The 20,182-nt window shown below is 35.4% G+C and carries 13 protein-coding genes; 7 read left to right on the top strand and 6 right to left on the bottom strand.

The window, feature by feature from the left end:
• Positions 1–169 precede the first annotated feature (169 nt).
• From GQS55_RS13295 to mfd, 5 genes are all read right to left on the bottom strand, one after another.
• The gene (locus GQS55_RS13295; RefSeq protein WP_159820978.1) at positions 170–1,837 is read right to left on the bottom strand and encodes a tetratricopeptide repeat-containing sulfotransferase family protein; all 1,668 of its coding nucleotides are present in this window, start codon (positions 1,835–1,837) and stop codon (positions 170–172) included.
• 160 nt (positions 1,838–1,997) lie between these two features.
• The gene (locus tag GQS55_RS13290) at positions 1,998–4,931 is read right to left on the bottom strand and encodes a TonB-dependent receptor plug domain-containing protein (RefSeq protein ID WP_159820977.1); all 2,934 of its coding nucleotides are present in this window, start codon (positions 4,929–4,931) and stop codon (positions 1,998–2,000) included.
• 774 nt (positions 4,932–5,705) lie between these two features.
• Positions 5,706–5,984, bottom strand: coding sequence for a DUF1244 domain-containing protein (locus tag GQS55_RS13285; protein ID WP_159820976.1), 279 nt, complete (start codon positions 5,982–5,984; stop codon positions 5,706–5,708).
• A 64-nt stretch (positions 5,985–6,048) separates the two neighbouring features.
• Positions 6,049–7,470: a CsiV family protein gene (locus GQS55_RS13280; RefSeq protein ID WP_159820975.1), complete on the bottom strand. Its 1,422-nt coding sequence runs from the start codon at positions 7,468–7,470 to the stop codon at positions 6,049–6,051.
• Between the two features lie 27 nt (positions 7,471–7,497).
• Positions 7,498–11,166 (bottom strand): transcription-repair coupling factor, encoded by a 3,669-nt coding sequence (mfd, locus tag GQS55_RS13275; RefSeq protein WP_159820974.1) that lies wholly within the window; start codon positions 11,164–11,166, stop codon positions 7,498–7,500.
• 170 nt (positions 11,167–11,336) lie between these two features.
• On the opposite strand from mfd, the gene GQS55_RS13270 reads away from it, so the two are divergent.
• The 7 genes from GQS55_RS13270 (at position 11,337) to galE (ending at position 18,788) form a co-directional block, all read left to right on the top strand.
• Complete coding sequence (locus tag GQS55_RS13270; RefSeq protein WP_159820973.1) at positions 11,337–11,645, top strand: ComEA family DNA-binding protein; 309 nt, start codon at positions 11,337–11,339, stop codon at positions 11,643–11,645.
• Between the two features lie 203 nt (positions 11,646–11,848).
• Positions 11,849–12,748, top strand: a complete 900-nt coding sequence (gene cysD / locus GQS55_RS13265) for a sulfate adenylyltransferase subunit CysD (protein WP_159820972.1) — start codon at positions 11,849–11,851, stop codon at positions 12,746–12,748.
• A gap of 95 nt (positions 12,749–12,843) precedes the next feature.
• Entirely contained in the window at positions 12,844–14,244 is a 1,401-nt protein-coding gene (gene cysN / locus GQS55_RS13260; RefSeq protein ID WP_159820971.1) for a sulfate adenylyltransferase subunit CysN, read from the top strand.
• Positions 14,245–14,352: 108 nt separating this feature from the next.
• Entirely contained in the window at positions 14,353–16,080 is a 1,728-nt protein-coding gene (locus GQS55_RS13255; protein ID WP_159820970.1) for an SLC13 family permease, read from the top strand.
• 24 nt (positions 16,081–16,104) lie between these two features.
• On the top strand, positions 16,105–16,743 hold the full coding sequence (cysC, locus tag GQS55_RS13250; protein WP_159820969.1) for an adenylyl-sulfate kinase: 639 nt from the start codon (positions 16,105–16,107) through the stop codon (positions 16,741–16,743).
• Between the two features lie 9 nt (positions 16,744–16,752).
• Positions 16,753–17,736 carry a DHH family phosphoesterase gene (locus GQS55_RS13245; RefSeq protein WP_159820968.1) on the top strand — a complete coding sequence of 328 codons (984 nt, stop codon included), beginning with the start codon at positions 16,753–16,755 and terminating at the stop codon, positions 17,734–17,736.
• A gap of 29 nt (positions 17,737–17,765) precedes the next feature.
• A complete protein-coding gene (galE, locus tag GQS55_RS13240) occupies positions 17,766–18,788 on the top strand; it encodes a UDP-glucose 4-epimerase GalE (protein WP_159820967.1) in 1,023 nt (340 codons plus the stop codon).
• A gap of 122 nt (positions 18,789–18,910) precedes the next feature.
• Here the strand turns inward: galE and GQS55_RS13235 are convergent, their stop codons facing one another.
• Positions 18,911–20,131 carry an EAL and HDOD domain-containing protein gene (locus GQS55_RS13235; RefSeq protein ID WP_159820966.1) on the bottom strand — a complete coding sequence of 407 codons (1,221 nt, stop codon included), beginning with the start codon at positions 20,129–20,131 and terminating at the stop codon, positions 18,911–18,913.
• Positions 20,132–20,182: the final 51 nt, after the last annotated feature.

The raw sequence follows: 20,182 nt of genomic DNA, 5'->3' as shown, positions 1-20,182 counted from the left end.
TTTAGCAAGGAGAAATGATCACATATCTAGTGAGATTGGTATAAGAACTCTTTCGTATATTCAATGTTAAAAGAGTTCTCATTTTATTTAGAACAGAGTGATAGAAGCTGTTTTTGTTTTGAACTGAGTATTGGTGATATTATTAATGTTGATATAAATAGCTAATTGGTTACTCAATGTTATGGAGTAACCTTAAAGGTAATAAAGTCTTTAAATTTTTTTTGTAATTATTCCATCTTCCTGAAGAGCTGTTATATAGGGGTCTTCTTACCTGCCAAACACTGGCCGTTTTAACTTGGTTTTCATATTGATGAAAATTAAGGCAGCTATCTTCCCAAGGCAAACCTATAAAAGAAAGTAAACGTTGGGTCTGCTCTGTAGGTGAATGGATTAGATTATCATAATTAAATGTTAAAATATCTTCCGGAAACAATGATTGCCAATGCGCCATTAACCTTTCTTGTTGCTGGTAAAAGTGAATAATGTTTTTGAGCTCTGTCGCATAAGGCATAGAAGAGCCTAAACGCAAAAAATAAATTGATAAACAGTTATCTAATATTGAACGTGTAGTCCATATAACTTTAGCATTTGGCATAAGTAATTTAATCACGCCTAAATATAAAAAATTATCGGGCCGTTTATCTGTCAACTGCTCGCCACTGTTTTTAAAGCGATTAATTTCAGTTAGGTAGTCTGAAAGTAATTTATCTTTTTGTCGCTCTAATTGCATCTCATCAACAACATTCAATGGAAATTCAGGGTAATTATTAAACATTAAGCGATGAAAGAATTCCTGTTCGCCTCCAATGCTGATATCTGTATGCGCTGCTAATATTTGTTCGCAAAGTGTCGAACCTGATCTAAACATGCCACAGATAAAAACAGGTGAAGTGCTGATAGCGTTTTTGGTATCTAAAGCAGTAAACCACTGCTTATTGAAAGTAGCTATAATACTGTCTATTGTATGTTCAAACTTTACAGGGTCGTATGGTGGTAGCATCTTTTTATCTAATTCATTAGTCTGTTGGTAATAATGAAAAGCAAGCTCATAGGCTTCAATATCATCAAAAACCTTTCCTAGAGCATAACCAACATTGATCTTATCTGACTGTGTTATATCTGGGTTTAAGAAAGCATTTTTCAATTGGTCAATTAATGGATTATCTTCATTTTCAATTTTACAAATATCAGCTTGTCTAGCTAGCGCAGTATAATTTGTAGGATTGATTGTGTAAGCTGATTGAAAATAATGTAGCGCCTTATCTTTATCACCTAACTGTTCATATAAATTGGCTAAGTTATACAATAAAGAATCTTGTTTAGGGTATTTAACAATCGCTTTAGTGAGAATGTCGATGGCTTTATCTGGTTCAGATAAGTGTTCACTAAAAATGGTTGCTACGTTTAAAGATACTTCATAACCTTTATCAATACCGATGGCGAGCGCTTTATTATAAAAAATAATGGCTTGCTCAAAATTACCCGCAAGTTTCTGATAATAGGCGCAGTTGAAAAAAATTGTCGAACTATTAGTTTTATTTTTGGATTTTTGTTCATACAAAGCTGCTAGATCCTGCCAACGAGATTGGGCTCTATACAACTCAGTTAATGTATTAAAATAATCTTCAGATAAAGGTTTAAAAGATAACAGTTTAATTAAATGTTTTTCAGCTAACGTGTAATTTTTATTTGCAAAGCCTATTTTAACTAATAACTGATGTATTTGGATATTCGTAGGGTCTTGCAGCAATAAACATTCAAGTACAGTTTGACCTTCGTCTAATTTATTTGCGTTTAGTAGTCGTAAAGCATTTTCGATTGTAACTTCAGATTTCATAGTGTCATAATTAAATTTTAATGAGGAAATAACTTTGCTCTATTTATGCCCAAATACTTGTTAAACACAAACGATAATAAAGTATATATGATATTAGCTAGATAAAAAAAGAGCCAATACAATATTGGCTCTTTTGGTTTACATTACAAACAAATGGCAATTAGAAACTAATTGTTACACCTGCATGAATTAGACGACCTAGTGCATCATATGCGCCAGGGAATGTGTTACCATTACCACTACCTGATGGTGCATTTGGTACGATTGGTGGACTTCTATCAAGAATGTTATTTACACCTACACGTACTGTTACATGTTCAAAGGTATTAAATGATGCAGCAAGATCTAAATAACTTTGAGCACCTAATGTAGTTGGACCATTTTCAATCGCGTTTGTAGTACTGTTACGTGTGAACTCATTAACTTCACCAAAGTAGCGCCATGTTGCTGTAACTGTTGCATCCCATGGAGTTATCCAAGCTGCACGTAAGTTACTACGCCATTTAGGAGAAGAAGAACCACATACTGAACGATCCCAATAACCTTCACAAGAATCAATAGCAATACCCGGAGTGTTTTGAGTATCAAGTTGCATCAAATAAGTACCAACTAAATTGAAACGAATATCGCCCATATCATTTAATGAAAGCTCATAAGAAGCATCAATATCGATACCTGATGTTTCGATGAAACCAATATTACTATTTGTATCAATAATACTATCTTGTCCAACCCATAATGCACTACTATTTGGATTACGATTGATCAAGTCACATGAAGATTGAAGGTTATCAACCGCACATTCGTTATGAACAATTGCAGCGCCTTTTGCTTGGATTGCATCTTCAATTTGAATATTAAAATAATCAAATGTGATATCTAATCCATCAAGGAAGCTAGGTGATAAAATCAAACCTAATGAAATTGTGTCTGACTTTTCAGGTCTAATATCTAAGTTACCACCAGAAACAGAGTTATATTGGCCTGCAGGGCTAATTAAGTTAGCAGAACCATAATTTTCAGCAGAAACACCAGTACGAGCACATTGCTCCTGAGTTAACGTAGGATCAGTTCCACAAGGATCTGTCCAGTTAAATAAACCAATTGTATTTGCTGCAAATAACTCACGTACATTACCTGTACGAACTGCGCGTTGGTAACTAGCACGTAAACGAACGTCGTCGTTAACAGCCCAATTAAGTGCTACTTTATAAGTATCGGTAGACTTATCAGTAGTACCTTCTACTGAATAATCTGAATAACGATAGGCTAATTCTAAACCTAATTCCTGGGCAAATGCAGCATCTTCGATAAGTGGTAAGTTAAATTCAGTAAATAGATCCGTTACTGAATATTCACCTTTAACACCTGACGTTGGACCACCTTGACCAGCACCATCACCAGATGTAAAGCCATCATCAGGTTCTAGGTTTAATGATTCTTTACGGTATTCATAGCCAAAAACAACACCTGCACCGGTAGAAGTCCCTGGAACAACGAAGCCTGACTCTGTTAAATCACCCGATACGAAACCAGTAAGTTGTGTACTTTTGGTATCACCACGAGAATATAGTTTTTTAATTAGGTAATCTAGAGAATCTTGAGTAACACCACCTTCTTCAAATACATTCCACGGTACACAATTTGGATCTGAACCATCAATGACAGATTGACAAGTTGCAACACCATCAACATCTTTAACATTCAGCGCACGTTTAATGTTAGTGATTGACATTTCGTTACGATAAGTTTCTAAATAAGCAACTGAACCAAAGTTCGCAGATGCATCATAAGACCAGTCATCGTTAATATACCCACGAACACCAAGAACAAAACGTGATGACGTATGTCTTAAATCATCTTGACGTGGACCACCTTCAACATTACGACGCCCAACATATACTGTTTGGCTATCACTTGCTGTTAAACCATGACTACCACAAATTGCATCAAACTGTTGATCTGACATAAGTGGATTATCACAATTTAAGCTATCTGTAACAAAGAAAGCGCCTGAAGGTGCTATTTGCGCAACACTTCTGTCATCCATGTAGCTAGCTTCAGCATAAACTTCAGCAAACTCATTAATTTCATAATGCGCAAAACCACCAAAAGTTTTACGTTTATCAGGACGTTGGAAATAGTTTAATGGGCCGTAGTTATATAATGTTCCTGCACGATCTACAAACTGATCACCCTGAACCATGTAATCGAAACTATTACCATCATTAGCACCACCAAAATCAGTAAAGCGACCTTCAGCTATAGTACTTGAACCACCACATACACGCTGACCAGAGCTATCAATATCTATAGCACAAGCACTATAGTCACGATTATCTTGAGTAACAGCTTTAATATCACGATATGTTGCATATAAGGTAACGTTACCTTTACCATCAGCAGTATTACTACCGATTATTAATGAAAAGTCGTTAGCATCACCATCCGTTACATTACTTGAAGGTAAAGCAAAACCAACATCATTTACCGCACGTTGCATATCAGTATGGTCGTTATTGTGTTGATAAAAGCTGTTTTGATATTCAAACTGCACGCCTTCAAAATCTTTTTTCATGATAAAGTTAACAACACCTGCAATAGCATCCGAGCCGTATGTTGCAGAAGCACCACCCGTTAATACTTCTACACGCTCTACTAGCGCTGCTGGTATTTGGTTAATATCAGCACCCGAACCACCTGCTGCAGGTGAACCAGACGGTAATCGACGACCATTCATTAACGTTAAGGTACGAACAGCACCTAAGTTACGTAAGTTAACAGTAGCTGTACCCGTTGCACCATTTGCTGTACCAGACGTTTGGTCAGCAAAAATGGCTGGCATTTCATTTAAAACATCTTCGATACGAGTAATACCAGATACTTTAATATCTTCAGCTGATATTGTTGTAATAGGGCTTGTACTATGAATGTTTGCACGTTTGATACGAGAACCTGTTACTTCGATTTTTTCGATTTGTTCTGCACTTTCTTCAGAAGCAGCAAATGAGGTTGAACTCATTGCAGCTGTTGCGCTGGCACCGAACATGACGGCTAAACGAACAGCTTTTGCTATTTTAGTATTGTTATACATATTTTCTCCCTGAACCACTATCGTGGTTACTTGCAGTGTTTAAGTAAAGTGTTAATCCTAATATTATTTTGCTCTAACGGCAGAAATTAACCTTTAAAATACTAGTACTTAGCGCTTCATAAGGCAACATCAATTGTAATATTTTAATTTATCGATAAAAAAAAACAATAGATTTGATATAAATTTATTTTAAAACAAGTAGTTATGGTTTTTTTATACTTAGGTATGAGGTTGTTTATTCTTACTGAAAAATTTGCACATAGTAAAAAAAGTCAGGATTTAGATTTTAAATGCATACAAATCAATTACTTATGCTTTTTTAGTGTTAGTAAAGTTTTCGTTACTAGTTGCTTGATTATCGAACTATGGGTAAAGTATAATTTAATCAATCATTTAGGTTGTTTTTACATGAAATATTGTATTTAATCTTCAATTTTAAGTACAAAAAAAGAACAATTGATTTTTTTTAACTTATTAGATGTAACAATTTTTTACGTCTTAAATATAATGATTTCTTAGTATTTAAAGATTTAATATAATTATGAGTTCTTAAAGCAGAAATGAAATTTGTTTTAATATTGTCGATATAGTTGATAATCAGAAGAGAGTAAAACACACGTTTTATAGTGGGTATGGTAGTTGGTCAGATGTTCTTAACAAGATAAATTATAAAAATGATAACTCTCTACTATATTAAATTTTAGAGAATTATCATTTATTTGCTCATTTACGTTAGCGACTACTTTATAATCTTGGTCATTTTAATTTATTTCGTTAGCTTTTATTAAATTTAGCAAGTTGCTCTTCGGTTGCTGGTAGTTGATGCTTTTCTTTCCATTCACCGTAAGGCATACCGTATACTTGCTCACGAGCGCTATCGATATCGACAGCGACACCAAGTTTCTCAGCTTCAGCTACGGTCCATTTACTAAAACAATTACGACAAAACCCTGCTAAATTCATCAGTTCAATATTTTGTACATCTTTTCTACTATCTAAGTGAGCTAATAAACGACGAAAGACTGCAGCTTGGATTTCAGTTTCTTTGTTCATGGTATTCCTATTAAATTTATTACTATGTGATTTCTATTAAAAGATTACTTTCTATTGGCGAAGGTTACTTAATCGATTGGCTTACTTGTTCACCTTCTGGCTTTGTTGGATCGAAGCGTCTTATTTGCACTATCATGCCAATGTAAGGGTGATCAAAATAGTGTATTTCACCTGTTATTACCCGACGATTTTGACTAAAGTTGATAAGTTTTATTTCACTGTCTGCATTGCTAACAGCAGCATCAATATTAGCAGGCTCATTTTTAATTATTTTTTCAATGTTATTTTCATTAAATACGTTGAAATCTGCAGTTATATAAAGGTAATGATCTAAATGTATTTTAATAAAACCGTCTAAAAACCAAGGCTGTATTGGTGCTTTAGGTGGGGTTCCTAGATCTGAGCTCTGCTTGAGCATTACTGATTCGGCAGCGCTAGTTGCTATAATAGTTTCTAAGTTTTGTTTGCTAATATGGTTAACTGCATTATTAATTGTATTAGTATCAATAGGCTCTCTAGTTAAAGCATTAAAACGACTAAATAGTTGGTTTAATGCTTGTTGATTATCATTAGATCTTTCGTTGGTAGTCAATACTGTACTAGGTGCTGTGATTTGTGTTTTAGCTAATTGATGAACCAAATTCTCTTCTAATGACTTTTCTTCCTGAATCTCAAGTTGATATTCTTGTAATGCTTTTTGGTATTCATGCGCTATATGTTGACCCGCAAATAATTTAAGTGGACTAGCATCTTTTTGCGTTACACCTACTTGTCGCCAGCCAAAATGTAAAAGAGGTTTAAATGTTTTGCTCCAGCGTAGTCGTTGACTAATATCATTTAATAGCAAAGATTCATCAGAAATTAAGTAAGGATTGTATTCATTGTGTATACCTAAAGCATTTAACTTATTTGGAAGTGCATCTACCTCGACTGAATTTATATTCATATTAGCGAGCTGCTCTTCATCGAATAACATCTCCATCTCTTGTTGTGAAATAGCACATATAATGTCAGTAGAAAGAAGCTTTTTAGTTAAATTTTCTAGTTGTATATTTGACGTATAGGTATCTATTATTTCATCTAATTCAGCTATATTGATGGCAGCTATTCGTGCCATATCATTAATTTTTTTATCAAAATCAGCATTAGTACTCTTTAGAGAATGTAACAATAATGGTTGAGTATTATTTTCACTCTCTTTAGCACAAAGTGGCAAAAATCGTTTTATGTTTGTTAAATCTGGCTGGATGTGAGGCCCCAATAAATCAAACGATTTTTGGTAATTAGGCAAACTAGATACATTAATATCTTCAGGGAATTGCTCTTTTAATTCTGTTTTATTACCTAACTGTTGGAATAGTATCACTTCAACTTCAAACCAACGTTCATCTGCTGCTTTATTTTTAGCGTACACGTCTGAACTCATCGTTAACGTTGAGATGCTAAGAGCAAGCAATGAATAGAGAAAAGCTGGATTTACTTTCATTAATAGTCCGTTTATTTTAATTTATCTTTATTTAGCCGTTGTTAAATCATTTAATAAAGTGGTGATTAAGCTAAACCTTGCCTGTTCACCTTCACTAGCTCGACTAAACTTAAGCTTATTAGGAGGTACCATTTTATACGTTGTTGGTTGCTTTTGCACTAAGCCAATGATCAACATATGGTCAACACTGGTGCCGTCGTTGAATTCAACTGATCCACCTTTTTCATTTACTTCAATACGTGAAATACCAATAGTTTGAGCTTTTAAGCGTATTTTCGCAATTTGAATTAAATTTTTAGTTGCTTGTGGTAATAATCCAAAGCGATCGATTAACTCCACTTGAATATCATCAAGCTGATTCTTATTCTTACAGCTAGCGATACGTTTATATAAACTTAAACGTATACTTACATCAAAAATATAACTTTCAGGAATAAGGGCTGGCAAACGAAGCTCTATCTCTGTTTGTTTTGCGGTTACTTGGGTTAATGATAATTGCTTGCCATCTTTTAAGGCTTCTACTGCGTGATCAAGCATTTCCATATATAAACTGAAGCCAACTTGACTCATGGAACCAGATTGACCTTCACCAAGTAACTCACCTGCGCCACGTATTTCTAAATCATGGGTAGCTAATGTAAATCCAGCACCTAAGTCTTCTAATGATGCGATAGCTTCAAGGCGTTTTTTAGCATCTTTAGTCATGCGCTTTTCATGAGGTGTTAATAGATAAGCATAAGCTTGATGATGTGAACGTCCTACACGGCCACGTAGCTGATGTAATTGCGCTAAACCTAGATGATCTGCTCGATCCATTATTATAGTGTTAGCACTAGGAACATCAATACCTGTTTCGATAATGGTAGTACAAACAATAACATTGAATCGTTGGTGATAAAAATCACTCATAATACGTTCAAGCTCTCGCTCCTGCATTTGCCCATGAGCGGTAATAACGCGGGCTTCTGGTACTAGTGCTTGAATATCTGCAGCGGTTTTTTCTATGGTATCAACATGATTATGTAAATAATAAACCTGACCACCACGTAATGTTTCTCGTAAAATAGCTTCTCTGATTAACGCATCATCATGCTGGCGAACAAAGGTTTTAACGGCAAGTCGTTTTGCTGGCGGTGTCGCAATAATTGATAAATCACGCATGCCGCCCATTGCCATATTCAACGTTCGAGGAATAGGTGTTGCAGTTAATGTCAGAATATCAACATTACTGCGTAGCTGTTTAATTTTTTCTTTTTGTTTTACGCCGAATCTATGCTCTTCATCTACAACCAACAAGCCTAAATCTTTATATTTAATACTGTTTTGTAGTAGTTTATGAGTACCTATTAATATATCTATTTGTCCAGATTCAACTTGTTTTATAATTTCAGTTTGTTGTTTTGCTGTTTTAAAACGAGATAATACTTCGATTGAAACTGGCCAATTAGCGAAACGATCGCGAAAACTTTCATAATGTTGCTGAGCAAGTAGCGTAGTTGGTACAAGTATAGCGACTTGTTTGCCATCATTTACCGCAACAAAAGCGGCACGCATAGCCACTTCAGTTTTACCAAAGCCGACATCACCACAGACTAATCTGTCCATTGCTTTTGAAGATAACATATCACTAACAACGGCATTTATCGCTTGTTGTTGGTCAAATGTTTCTTCAAAACCAAAACTGTCGCTAAAGGCTAAATAATCATCTTTATCTCGCTTAAAAGCATAACCGGTATTGTTCGCGCGGTTGGCATAAATATCGAGTAATTCAGCCGCAACATCGCGTACTTTTTCAGCTGCTTTTTGTTTAGCTTTGCTCCACGTATCTGTACCCAATTTATGTAAAGGGGCATGCTCGGCATCAGTACCAGAATAACGACTAATCAAATGCAAAGAAGCAACTGGTACGTAGAGTTTTGCGTCATTAGCATAGCTAAGCATTAAAAACTCAGTGGTTATGCCACCTGTTTCTAATGTTTGTAAACCTAAATATCGACCGATACCGTGTTCTATGTGTACAACAGCTTGACCTATAGAAAGCTCAGCTAAGTTTTTAAATATAGCATCAGTTTCAATTTCTTGTGACTTGTTACGTCGTCTTGATTGGCGAACATGATCGCCTAACAATTCAGCTTCAGTTATTAAAGCAATCGCATTTTTTTTAGCACTGCTTTTTGCTTGAAAGGTGAAACCTTGGTTAAGTGCATTAACACTAATACCTAATAATTCATTGGACTCGATAAAATCTTCAATAGTATTAAATACACTGGGCTTAACGTTATTACGTGCTAGTAACTCTAAAACACTTTCTCGTCGTCCTTGGCTTTCCGCGATAAATAAAATTTTATTGGGTGTTTCTTTTGAATTAATAAAATTATTTATTAATTCAAAAGGCTGTTTTAACTTATGATCAATGGTCAGATCGGGTAGAGAATTTACATCGAAATAAATAGCGCTCGCTTTGTGTTTTATTTCATTGTTCGTTTTATTATTTTTTTCAATAATAGTTTGTTCAGTAGCACTTTCACTGGTGTTGTCATCTTCATCAGTGTTTAGTTGCGTTTCTTCATCGCAATTTTTTATGGTGATGCGAGCGAAAGGTTTTAATGCACTATATAAATCGTCTTTACTTAAGAATAATTGCTCTGGTGGCAATAAAGGTCGAGTAGGGTTGTAGCGCCTATTTTCATATCGGTATTCAATGTCTTGCCAGTGTTTCTGTAATGATTTTTCTAAATCGCCAGAAATAGCAATTAACGTATCAGGCATTAAATAATCACATAGCGTACTGGTACTTTTTATCTCACTTTTTATCTCACTTTTTATCTCACTTGTTAGCTCTTCAGTATTTTCATTTTTGAAAAAAAGTGGTAAGTAATACTCTATACCAGGAGGAAGAATTCCATTACTCACTTGATGATAAATAGACTCCTTATCAATAGAGCTTTTAAATAGTTCACGATATTGGCTGCGAAATAAGCTGATTGCTTCTTTATCTGTTGGAAATTCATGAGCGGGTAGTAGATTAATATTCTCTACTTTTTCATTTGAACGTTGATTTTCAGGATCAAACAAACGGATTTCATCAATTTCATCATCAAAGAAATCTAAACGAAAGGGTGTATTACTGCCCATAGGAAACAGATCTAAAATAGCGCCACGAGCAGAAAATTCGCCATGCTCCATTACTTGATCAACACAGCGATAGCCACTTGCTTCTAAATCTAGACGAAGCTGATGTAAGTCTTTTTTATCACCTTTTTTAATGACTAAGCTATTAGCTTCTATATATTTTTTAGGAGCTAATCTTTGCGCTAATGTTGTTACAGGCACGATAACTATGCCCTTTTTCATTCGTGACAATTGGTAAAGAGTCGCTAGCCTTTGAGAAATAATATCTTGATGAGGAGAAAAAGTATCATAGGGTAATGTTTCCCAATCAGGAAACAAGCAAATAGATAGACCATCGTCATCCTGCGATAAACTTTGTAACTCCTGTTCTAGTTTAAGCGCAGAAGGGGTGTCATGCGTGAGTAATAATATTGGAACTTCACTTGTTAACGCTCCTTGATACAAAGCAATACTCGCACTTGAGCCTTGCAAGTTGTGCCAAGTTTTTTTGTCAACTGTGGTGGTCGTATTGGTTATTTTATTTTTAGCGAGAATTGGGGCCAGTAAATAGCTTTTTTTGCTCATGGAATGCTTTAAATGATAGTTCAAAAATTATGACTGTATAGTTTAACTATTTCTGTGCAATTTTAAATGCATTTGACAAAAATATATTTTAGACCTAAACATAATAGTGAACATCTAACACTTTGCATCGATGTTTGAACTTTTAATAGGACTATTTACAAGGAATTAATATGAAAGTTTTAATAATTAGAGCACTGTTCTGTGCGTTATTCACTACTACTTTATTGTTCAATTCAAATTTAGCTATTGCTGCTCCAACGGTTACGAAGGATGTTAAGGCAGTACAGCAAGTTGTTCATTTGAATAAATCTACCCTCGAAGATTTAATGACTTTAAAAGGAATAGGTCAGAAAAAAGCGCAAGCAATATTAATGTATCGCGAGAAAATGGGGGATTTTAAGTCAATTGACGATTTAATGAATGTTAAAGGCATAGGTGAAAAAGTTTTAAAGGATAATAAGGAACGACTGCAAATATAATTAATGTTTGTTTCTAAAAGTCAGCATATTGCTGACTTTTTTATTGGTCGTGCTGCTTCACATTATCATTGTTGAACTATAGGTATTAACGTCAGCGCTTGTTATTCCTTTTAGTTATAATAAAGCTATTTCTTATTATGGAAAAATGAAAGTAGGTGTGGCATTCTTACGTTATTAATTTTATCAACAGTTGTGTATTGGCAATGAATTTAACTCATTTAAAAAAATTAGAATCGGAATCTATTCATATTTTTCGTGAAGTGGCAGCAGAGTTTGATAACCCTGTAATGCTCTATTCTGTCGGTAAAGACTCTGCAGTTTTGTTACATCTTGCTCGCAAAGCTTTTGCTCCCGGTAAAATCCCTTTTCCATTATTGCACGTTGATACGAATTGGAAGTTTAAAGAAATGATCGCCTTTCGTGACAAAATGGCGAAAGAGTATGATTTTGAATTACTTGTTCATCAAAACCCGGAAGGAATTGCAATGGGTATGGGACCATTTACCCATGGTAGTGCAACACATACTGATGTAATGAAAACTCAGGGCTTAAAACAAGCATTAAACCAATATGGCTTTGATGCCGCTTTTGGTGGTGCACGTCGAGATGAGGAAAAATCTCGCGCGAAAGAACGTGTTTATTCATTCCGTGATGATAAGCATCGCTGGGATCCAAAAAGCCAGCGTCCTGAATTATGGAATATCTATAACGGTAAAGTTCATAAAGGCGAAAGTATCCGTGTATTCCCATTATCTAACTGGACTGAGCTTGATATTTGGCAGTACATTTATTTAGAAAGCATTCCAATTGTTCCACTTTACTTAGCTGAAAAACGTCCAGTTGTTGAGCGTGATGGTACTTTGATTATGGTTGATGATGACCGTATGCCAATCGCTGATGATGAAGAAGTTCAAATGAAGAGTGTTCGTTTTAGAACGTTAGGTTGTTACCCATTAACAGGTGCAGTTGAGTCAACAGCAACAACGTTACCTGAAATTATTCAAGAAATGTTATTAACAAAAACCTCAGAGCGCCAAGGCCGTGTAATAGATCACGATAGTGCTGGCTCTATGGAAAAGAAAAAGATGGAAGGGTACTTCTAAGCCTTAAATGCAAACCTATAAGTATAAACTTAAGGTAAGGCCTCTATTTTCGACATAACATTTTATTTGATTAAAAATTTTCGAAGGAAAACATTATGAGTAACCAGCAAGACTTAATTGCAGATGATATTCAAGCTTATTTGAAGCAGCATGAAAACAAAGAATTAGTACGTTTTTTAACGTGTGGTAGCGTAGATGATGGTAAAAGTACCTTAATTGGTCGTTTATTACATGATTCTAAAATGATTTTTGAAGATCAATTAGCCGCTATTGAAAAAGATTCAAAAAAATCAGGTACAACTGGTGAAGCTATCGATTTAGCATTATTAGTTGATGGTTTACAATCTGAACGTGAGCAAGGCATCACCATTGATGTGGCATACCGTTATTTTGCTACCGATAAACGTAAGTTTATTATTGCCGATACTCCGGGTCACGAACAATATACGCGTAACATGGCAACAGGTGCTTCTACTTGTGATATTGCCATTATCTTAATTGATGCACGTTATGGCGTACAAACACAAACACGTCGTCATTCATTTATTTGTTCTTTATTAGGTATAAAACACATTGTTGTTGCCGTGAATAAAATGGATTTGGTTGATTATTCTCAAGAAAAGTATCAAGCAATTAAAAAAGATTATCGTGAATTTGCTGAATCACTTAATTTTGAAGATGTGCGCTTTGTACCTATGTCAGCGCTTAATGGCGACAACGTAGTAGAAGAAAGTACAAACATGGATTGGTACCCTGGCGCTACTTTAATGAAGTTGCTTAATACCATTGATGTGAAAGAGAAAAACGAATTCTCTGAATTACGTTTCCAAGTACAATATGTTAACCGACCTAACCTAGATTTCCGAGGTTTTGCCGGTACACTTTCTTCAGGTCATGTACTTGTTGGCGATACTATTGTTGCCCTACCTTCTGGTAAAGAAAGTGTAGTTAAAGAAATTGTTACCTTTGACGGCAACATTGACCGTGCTGATAAAGGTATGGCGGTTACGTTAACCTTGGAAGACGAAATTGATATTAGCCGCGGCGAAATTATCGTTAAAAAAGGGTGTTTACCAACGTCTGCTAAAGAGCTTAATGCAACGGTAGTATGGATGCATGAAAATGAGCTAGAAGCTGGGCGTGAATACTTTATTAAACACGGCAGCAAAATGACTACTGGTCATGCAAGCAAAATCGTGAATAAGTATGACGTGAACACCATGGAAACTTTAGATTCAACACAGCTTGCTGTGAATGAAATCGGTAATGTTGATTTTGTCATGGGTGAAACATTACACTTTGATGATTATCAAGTTAACCGTGGTAGTGGTGCTTTTATCATTATCGACAGATTAAGTAATCTGACGGTTGGTGCTGGTATGATTAATCATGCTATTGCTGATAACACAACAGAGTACTCAACGTTTGAACTAGAGCTTAACGCACTAGTTCGTAAGCAGTTCCCTCATTGGGGCGCTAGAGACATAACTAAGTAAATTAGTAATAACTCAGCTTGTTGTGACGCCTTATCTAGTTAATTAGGCGTCATACTCTTTCTTTTTCATCAACAACGCTAAGTATGAATATCTACATCTAGGATAAAAATGACAATACAACAGTGGTTGATTATAGTAGTTTTTATCGCCACTTTTGTCGGCCTTCTTAAATATCAACAAACACCTGAACGAGTTTTCTCTATTACAGTACTCGTTTGTTTAGCACTTTCTTTTGTAAGTGTTGATGATATCCTCAGTAATGCGGTAAACCCTGGTTTAGTGACCTTAATCTTATTAGTACTTTGCTCATTTTCATTTGAGCGAACGAGTATTTTACGCCGTTTAAGTAATCGTGTTTTCAGTGGTTCAAAAATCAAGTCGATGTTACGACTTGTTATTGGTACTGCTTTTGCGTCAGCGTTAATGAGTAATACTGCAGTAGTCGCGACACTTATCAATAGTGTCAAAAGTAATAAGCTGATTAATGCAGGTAAATTACTGCTTCCTTTATCATATGCGGCCATTTTGGGTGGTACTCTCACGCTAGTTGGTACTTCTACAAACCTTATTGTTAATAGTTTACTTATTGAACAAGGTGGCCAAGGCTTAGCTTTTTTTGATTTTACGGCTATTGGTATAGTTGCACTTGCCTTATGCTTATTAATTGTGGTTTTACGTGCTAAAACTTTACCTAATATGGAGCAAGGTGAGCTGTCGACCCTAGATTACTTGCTTGAAGCCGAGGTATCTATTGACTCTAAGCTCATTGGTAAAAGCATTGAAGAGAATGGTTTAAGAAATTTAGATGCTTTATTTTTAGTTGAAATTGTTCGTTATGGACGAATGATATCACCTGTAACACCTGAAGAAACACTACAAGTAGGCGATAAGCTTATCTTCAGTGGTGATATTTCTAAAGTGTTAACATTGCAGCAATTTGATGGGTTAACATTATTTGCAGAGCGCAATGATCTATTACGCGATAACTTAACAGAAGTACTTATTAAAACTGATTCAGCTATTGCTGGTAAAACATTAAAAAAAGCTGGGTTTCGAGCACGGTTTGACGCTGCTGTTGTTGCTGTTCGCCGTGAAGGTTGTGCTTTATCAGGAAAATTAGGCGATATTGTTTTACAGTCAGGTGACTTTTTAGTGCTAGCAGTAGGGCAAGATTTTGCGAGCAGAACTAACTTGTCGAAGAACTTTTTCATTCTTTCAGGCCACCAAGCTGTCAATATGCTCAGTGGTTGGCGTGACCATGGCACTATTTGGGGATTTGTACTTGCTATTTTAGTGTCAGTCTTGACGCCAGTTTCTTTATTAAGTTGTTTATTTATTTATGTTGCAGCACTTATTTTTAGTGGTGCATTAACGGTAAATGAAATTAAACGTCGATTTCCATTAGAAATTTGGATGATAGTACTTGGTGCATTAACGTTAGCGAGTGCTGTTGAAAATACAGGGGTTGCGGCAGTTATTGCTAGTAGCATCGAACAATTACTCAATGGTAGTAGCCCTTATATCGCTTTTGTGGCTATTTTTGTTTTAACCTTATTATTAACAGAGCTAATCACTAATAGTGCCGCCGCAGCATTAATTTTTCCTATTGCTTATAATATCGCGCTAGGTTTAGGTGTCGATCCCATTCCTTTTGTGATGGCGGTTGCTTTTGCTGCAAGTGGAAGCTTTATTAGTCCTTATGGCTATCAAACCAATATTATGGTTTATAACGCAGGTAACTATCAATTGGGTGATTTTGTTAAGTTTGGTTTACCTGTGTCAATCACATACAGCGCTACGGTATTATTGATGATCCCTTTAGTGTTTCCTTTTTGATCTTAATTTTTTAAAGAGTACATAATGAAAACAGAAAATACTGTTTGGCATGAACAACATATTTCTAAAGAGCAACGTGCTAGCCTTAAAAGCCAAAAGCCTTGTTTGCTTTGGTATACTGGCTTAAGCGGCTCGGGTAAGTCGACAGTAGCAAATGCTGTTGATGCTTTATTATTTAAGTTGGGTTGTCACAGCTATCTACTTGATGGTGATAACGTTCGCCATGGTTTGAATGGTGACTTAGGTTTTACCGATGAAGATAGAATAGAAAATATCCGCCGTATTAGTGAAGTATCAAAATTATTTTTAGATGCAGGTCTAATTGTATCAACTGCCTTTATTTCACCATTTACAGAAGATAGAACGAGAGCTAGGTCGAAATTAGAAGACGGTGAATTTATCGAAGTTTATATCGATACGCCAATCAGTGTTTGTGAGCAACGTGATCCTAAAGGGCTTTATAAAAAAGCACGAGCAGGAGAAATTAAAGACTTCACTGGCATAGATTCTACCTATGATGTTCCTGAAAATCCGGAGATTCATGTTAAAACTGCTGAATTATCAATACAAAAATGCGCAGAGCAAATTGTTAATCATTTAGTTGAGCGCGGTTTTATTACCATCGATAAAAGCGCTAGTGAAAATTTTAGTCATTTAGAATAAGGATAATTTATGCATTATGATGTTTTTAATGGTGATGCAGACGGCATTATCGCTTTGTTGCAACTGCGTTTATCTCAGCGTAAGCCACACCCAAAAAAATCTATTTTAGTAACGGGTGTAAAACGTGACATTAGTTTACTTAAAAATGTTAATGCAGAATCTGCAACATCAGTAACTGTTTTGGATATCTCATTAGAAAAAAACATTGAAGCTTTATCTAGTTTACTAGAACAAGGCGTTGACGTTTTTTACGTTGATCACCACAGAACAGGCGAAGTTCCACAATCAAAATATCTAACAAATTTAATCGACACAGATGCCAATACTTGTACTAGCCTAATAGTAAATAAGTATTTGCAGAATGAATTTGTTAATTGGGCTATTGCAGCTGCTTTTGGCGATAATATGCAAGTATCAGCGCAAACGCTGGCCAAAGAGCATGATTTATCAAGTGCACAACAAGCATTGTTAAAAGAGCTTGGTATTTATATTAACTACAATGGCTACGGTCGCAGTGTTGATGATTTACATTTTCACCCCGCACAACTCTTAGAAAAGCTATCCGATTACTCTGATCCATTTGATTTAATTAATGAAACTGATTCAATATTTTATCAACTTAAAACAGCTTATTTAGCCGACATGGAAAAAGCGCATAAATCTCCTGTACTAATTAATAATAAGCAACTCAGTGCTGTACAATTAGCCGATGAACCCTGGGCTAGACGGGTAAGCGGTGTTTTTGGTAATGAACTTGCAAATGCATCTCCTAACAAAGCGCATGTTGTTGTCACTTTAAATGAAAGCATCGCCAATGAGACCGCCACTTATACTATTAGTCTTCGTGCGCCATTAAACAATAAACAAGGCGCGGGAGAGCTATGTGCAAACTTTCCAAGTGGAGGCGGGCGAGCGGCTGCTGCGGGAATTAATGCCTTACCAGTAGAAATGCTTGGTGATTTCTTTGCGAGCGTGGCAAAATATTACCAATAAAGTTAAACATATAGAAGCAAGGAAATATAATGAGCTTATTAATAACAGGCGGTACAGGTTATATAGGTAGCCATACAGTTGTTGAACTGCAAACGTTAGTCTCAGAGCAAACACCAAGCCAAGATATTATCATTGTTGATGATTTATCAAACTCTTCTACGGTAGTTCTTGATAGAGTTAAACAAATCACTAATAAAACGGTCACTTTTATTAAAGCGGATGTTTGTGATTATAACGCGATAAACGCTATTTTTGACCAGTACGATATTGATGCCGTAATCCATTTTGCCGGTCATAAAGCTGTAGGGGAATCGAATGAAAAGCCCCTTAGTTATTATCATAATAATGTTTCAGGTACCGTTACTTTATTACAAGTGATGGCTGAGCATAATGTTAAGAAATTAGTATTTAGCTCTTCGGCTACTGTTTATGGTGATAATGTTTCGCCATTAAATGAAAGCATGCCAACGTCGGCGACTAACCCTTATGGTCAAACGAAACTGATGGTTGAACATATTTTGTTTGATCTCGCAAAAAGTGATAGTGAGTGGTCAATTGCTTGTTTACGTTATTTTAATCCTATTGGTGCGCATAGCTCTGGTTTAATAGGTGAAAACCCTAATGGGATACCAAACAACTTATTACCTTATGTTGCTCAAGTTGCCGTTGGCCGATTAGCACAATTACAAGTGTTTGGTGATGACTATGATACGGTCGATGGCACCGGTGTACGTGACTATATCCATGTAGTTGATTTAGCTCAAGGCCATGTGAAAGCGTTACAAAATTTAGACAAAATATCTGGTTGCAAGGCTATTAATTTAGGCACAGGCAATGGTACCTCAGTACTTGAAATAGTTAATACGTTCAAAGAAATTAGTGGTCAAGATATTCCGTACAAAATAGCCCCTAGACGAGCCGGTGATTTAGCAACAGTTTATGCGAATGCCGATTTGGCTAATGAGTTACTGGGTTGGCAAGCGACTCGTAATTTGTATACGATGATTGAAGATACTTGGCGTTGGCAGTCAGAAAACCCGCAAGGCTTTTAATTAACTTTAATTATTGGAAGTTTTAGACTTTTTTCGTTTAGAATTGAAATGAGTTTGACGGGAAGTAATGTATTATCCACGATAATAATAACTTCCTGTCATTATTCATTTCTTTTGATAGTTTACTCTGATAAATGACTTTGTTCATCAGCCCAGGCTAATGCTTCATTATAATGTTTTAGGGTTTGAGTCTTGTCTATTATAAGGTTTTCCATAACAATATTAGTTTTATCCCATTCAGCATGCTCGATCAATTCAGCTAACTTTATTATAGCTGCCATTAAGCCTTTACGTGTTAGTAGAGGATCTTTTATTTCACTTGTTAATGGTAGTTTATCTAATATAACTTCTATTTTTTCATCTAAAATCGCATCAATCATAGATAATAACCCAGTAAGAAAAGCAATAGAAACATCAATTTTATAGCTCATTTCGCGAGCAATAAGCTCACAAAACTTAGCGCGAGCTAGTGCTGATTTAATTAACTCGTTAGGCTTTTCAGGGTTCACTGTTACAGCAAACATTAAGGCAAGAAAACGCTTAAGTTCACTTGAGCCAAGTAATATAAGCGCTTGTTTTATAGTTGAAACTTCACTTCGTCTTTTAAATGCAGCTGAATTAGCATAACGAAGTAACTTATAAGATAAAGATACATCTCGTTCAAAAACTTGTGTAATACCAGCCAGATCTAATTCTGGCTTTGAGGTCTCATATAATAGATCTGCCATAGCAATTTGAGAAGGTGATAAATTTTTAGTTTTCACCATTTCGGGTCTAGCAAAAAAGAAGCCTTGAAAATAGGTAAAGCCTAACTGCTTAGCTTGTTCATATTCTTCATAAGTTTCTACTTTTTCAGCTAATAACTCGATATGAGGATAATCTTTAGTAGCTTCAATTACCTTATGTACTTCGCTTAATGCTGTTTTTTGAATATCTACTTTGATAATTTTAATGTAAGGATAAAAATGTATCCACACATTCTGGTGTTCGTAGTCATCTAACGCAATTATGTAGTTCTTACTGTGTAAATCTTTACATAGCCCTAGTAATTTCTTACCCGGTTTAACTGTTTCTAAAATCTCAACAACCACTTCTTCATTGGTCAGCATTTCAGGGTAACCCTGAATTAAGGTTTCTAATGTGAAGTTTATGAAGGCGAGTTTGTTATTAGTAAATTCACTTATACCCATGTTGAATTTACTTGCTTCAATCATTTTACTGGTTGCTTCATCACCGTCTATGTCAGGAAAAACATTATCTATACTGTCGCGAAAAAGTAACTCATAACCAAAGAGTTTTTTGTTTATATCTAAAATCGGCTGTCTAGCGGCATAAAAGTACATAGTTTGAACAATATCTTTTTTTAATAAAAGCAGTTACTAATCAATATACCT

The sequence above is a fragment of the Colwellia sp. 20A7 genome, assembly GCF_009832865.1.
In the GTDB taxonomy this organism is placed as follows: domain Bacteria; phylum Pseudomonadota; class Gammaproteobacteria; order Enterobacterales; family Alteromonadaceae; genus Colwellia.
Note: the sequence above shows the minus strand (reverse complement) of the source record. Positions and strands in the feature narration are given on the sequence as shown.